4 protein-coding genes are annotated in these 3,576 nt (G+C 67.3%); 3 read left to right on the top strand and 1 reads right to left on the bottom strand.

Features of this window, described 5'->3' with window-relative positions; translation table 11 throughout:
* The 3 genes from ACQKDV_RS18785 to yeiP all read left to right on the top strand — a co-directional run.
* A partial coding sequence (locus ACQKDV_RS18785) for a putative bifunctional diguanylate cyclase/phosphodiesterase (protein ID WP_427785757.1) occupies positions 1-1,276 on the top strand: 1,276 nt, incomplete at its 5' end.
* Between the two features lie 172 nt (positions 1,277-1,448).
* Positions 1,449-2,219 (top strand): SDR family oxidoreductase, encoded by a 771-nt coding sequence (locus ACQKDV_RS18780; protein WP_427785756.1) that lies wholly within the window; start codon positions 1,449-1,451, stop codon positions 2,217-2,219.
* A 48-nt stretch (positions 2,220-2,267) separates the two neighbouring features.
* Complete coding sequence (yeiP, locus tag ACQKDV_RS18775) at positions 2,268-2,834, top strand: elongation factor P-like protein YeiP (protein WP_427785755.1); 567 nt, start codon at positions 2,268-2,270, stop codon at positions 2,832-2,834.
* A gap of 105 nt (positions 2,835-2,939) precedes the next feature.
* Here the strand turns inward: yeiP and ACQKDV_RS18770 are convergent, their stop codons facing one another.
* Positions 2,940-3,401, bottom strand: coding sequence for a hypothetical protein (locus ACQKDV_RS18770; protein WP_427785754.1), 462 nt, complete (start codon positions 3,399-3,401; stop codon positions 2,940-2,942).
* Positions 3,402-3,576 lie beyond the last annotated feature (175 nt).

Raw genomic sequence — 3,576 nt, 5'->3', positions numbered from 1 at the left:
GCGCACCGACCCACTGACCGGGATCATGAACCGCGATGCGGTGCTCACCGATCTGGGCGTACGCATGCAGAGCCCCGGCCATGACCGGGTAGCGGTGCTGTACATCGATCTGGACCGCTTCAAGGTGGTCAACGACCTGCTGGGCCACAGCGCCGGTGACGAACTGCTGATCGAGGCCACCCGCCGCATCGCCACGGCCATCGGTACCGAGGGACTGCTTGCCCGCTTTGGCGGCGACGAATTCCTGGTGCTCTGCGACCTGCGTGACCAGCCCGACCAGGCCGAACAGCTGGCCGAGCGCATCACCGCCGCGTTCGCCCCGCCCTTCCAGCTGGGCAGCGACGAGTTCCAGGTGACCGCCAGCATCGGTATCGCCAAGGCGCCCGACGATGGCGACCGGCCGCAGCAGCTGATCCAGAATGCCGATACCGCCATGTACGAGTGCAAGCGCCGCACCCGCAACGGCTGGCAGGTGTTCTCGCAGGCGCTGGCCGAGCGCCAGAATGATCGCCTGCAGATCGAGAGCCGCCTGCACAAGGCGCTGGACGGCGATGAGTTCCGCCTGGTCTACCAGCCGCAGATCAACCTGCGCACCGGCGCCATCACCGGCTGCGAAGCGCTGATGCGCTGGCACAACGAACAACTGGGGCAGATGCGCCCGGATCTGTTCATCGGCCACGCCGAGCATACCGGCGACATCGTGCGCATCGGCCAGTGGGCGCTGCGCGAAGCCTGCCGCCAGATACGGCAGTGGCAGGACCAGGGTCTGGCGACGATCCGGGTGGCGGTCAACGTGTCCTGGCGCCAGTTTGTCGGCGAGGACCTGGCCCGCTGGGTCCGCCAGGTGCTGGATGAATTCAACCTGCCCGGCACCGTGCTGGAACTGGAATTCACCGAGCGGGTGCTGATCGAGGATGCACCGGACACGCTGCGCACCTTCGCCCGCCTGCGCGAGATGGGGGTGATGCTGACCATCGACGATTTCGGCGAGGGCTACAGCGCGCTGAACTACCTGCGCCGGCTGCCGATCCATGGGCTGAAGCTGAGCCAGTTGTTCGTCGAGGGCATTCCGCGCAACCGTTCGGACGTGGCGGTCTGCGAGGCGGTCTGCGCGATTGCCCGAAGCCTGGGCCTGGGGGTAGTAGCCGAGGGCGTGGAAACCGAGGCCCAGCGCCAGTGCCTGCTGGGCCTGGGGGTCACCATCGGCCAGGGCTTCCTGTTCGCCCCCGGCCTGCCACCGGACGAATTCAAGCGACGCCTGGGCCCCGCCCCGTAGCGTCGAGCCTGCTCGCCCCTCCCTTGTAGAGTCGAGCCATGCTCGACCGCGTCTGCACGTCCAGTCGAGCATGGCTCGACGCTACAGCCTGGGTTCAATTGCAGCAGCGCACAACGGCGCGCGCCGTGGCTTCCGTTAGAATCGGCGGTTCTCGAACCTGCAGGACCGTTCAATGCAGCTGTCTTCCGTACGTGCCGTGATCACCGGCGGCGTCTCCGGCCTCGGCCTGGCCGTGGCCCAGCACCTGGTCGCCCGCGGCGGCAAGGTCGCCCTGTTCGACCTCAACGACGACAAGGGCGCGGCCGCCGTGGCCGGGCTGGGTGCCGACAGCGCCCGCTACTTCAACGTCAATGTCAGCGATGAGACGGCCGTCGCCGTCGCCATCGACCAGGCCCACGATTTCCTCGGCGGCCTGAACGTGGCGATGAACTGCGCCGGCATCCTCGGTGCCGGCCGCGTGCTTGGCAAAGAGGGCCCGATGCCGCTGGCCGGCTTCCAGGGCACTGTCATGGTCAATCTGGTCGGCAGCTTCAACGTGGCCAAGGCTGCGGCCAACCGCATGCAGCACAACGAGGCTGGCGAGGATGGCGAACGCGGGGTCATCATCAACACCGCCAGCATCGCCGCCTACGAAGGCCAGATCGGCCAGGCCGCCTATGCCGCCAGCAAGGGCGGCGTGGTCTCGATGACCCTGCCGATGGCCCGCGAACTGTCGCGCTTCGGCATCCGCGTCAATACCATTGCCCCGGGCGTGTTCTGGACGCCGATGGTCGACGGCATGCCGGAGGCGGTGCAGCAGTCGCTGGCCGCCTCCATTCCGTTCCCCTCGCGCCTGGGCAAGCCGGAAGATTTCGCCAGCCTGGTCGGCTTCATTGTCGGCAACCCCTATCTCAACGGCGAGACCATCCGCCTGGACGGCGCTACCCGCCTCGCTCCGAAGTGATTCCCCCGGGCGCCGGGACGGCGCCCTCCCCCAACCACCTAGATCACCATGAAAGCCAACGACATCAAGAAGGGCAACGTCGTCGAGTACAACAACGGCGTGTACCAGATCCGCGACATCGAGCGCAGCTCGCCGCAGGGCCGCGGCGGCAACGTCCGCTACCGCAACAACATGTACAGCGTGCCGGGCGGCAACAAGCTCGACGCCAGCTTCGATGCCGACGACAATCTGGTCGAGGTCGAACTGCTGCGCCGCCAGTCCACCTATTCGTACAAGGACGGCGATGCCTTCGTGTTCCTGGATGACGAGGACTACACCCCCTACACCCTGGACGCGGACGTGATCGGCGACGACGCTGGCTATATCACCGACGGCCTGACCGGCATCTACGTGCAGGTCATCGACGAGCAGCCGGTGGCGATCCAGCTGCCGGCCTCGGTGGTGCTGGAAGTGATCGAGACCCCGCCGGAACTGAAGGGTGGCACCGCCACCAAGCGCCCGAAGCCGGCCAAGCTCAACACCGGCATCGAGATCATGGTGCCGGAGTACATCGCCAACGGCGAGCGCGTGCTGGTGAACACGGCGACCGGCGAATTCGCTGGCCGCGCCGACTGAGCACGGCCGAATCCACCAATCCCGTAGAGCCGAGCCCATGCTCGGCTCATCGCGCAGGGGGGCCGCGCCAGGAGCAGCCGAGCATCGGCTCGGCACTACAGCGGCTTACGGCTGCGTCGCGCCGAAACTGCCGCACCCGTGGTACTGGTGTGCCCCGACGGTCAGCATTGCTTTCACTTCGAACGTTTCACCGCTCATGTCGTCCTGGCAGGTGGTGCGCTGGAAGCTCAGCTTGATGTCGGTGCCATCGGCGGCCTTGCCCACCCAGCCATCGGCACCGGCCGTGGGCGCGGCAACCTGGAAACGACGTTCGCCGTAGTCCACCTGCACTTCCAGCCCCGGGCTATCGCCCCCCACCACGGCCAGCCAGCCGGGTTCGTTGCCGGTTGCACGGAATGCCACGCTGCCCGCAGCACGATTGCCCTCGGCGGCCGGCTCCGCAGCTGCGGACGCGGCGATGGGCGCAGGCAGATCAGTGGCAGTGACCGCCGCAGGTTCGGTGGCCGGTTTGCACGCGGTGAGAATGATGCCGAGGCAGGCGGCCAACAGACTGCTGACAACTCGCATGTCCGGACTCCTTGTCGCTGCTACTGAGGACACTCGAACGTACCATCCCCACGACGACGGGGCCTGAAAGGCGCCTGACCGCCTGCCCCGTTCATTCCAGCATCAGCGAACGGCCGGGCCCGCAACCGGCGCGGCTGCCTGTTCCCGCAGCCGCTGGCCGAGCGCGGCCAGGTTG

The sequence above is a fragment of the Stenotrophomonas sp. NPDC077659 genome (assembly GCF_050268705.1).
GTDB lineage: Bacteria > Pseudomonadota > Gammaproteobacteria > Xanthomonadales > Xanthomonadaceae > Stenotrophomonas.
Note: the sequence above shows the minus strand (reverse complement) of the source record. Positions and strands in the feature narration are given on the sequence as shown.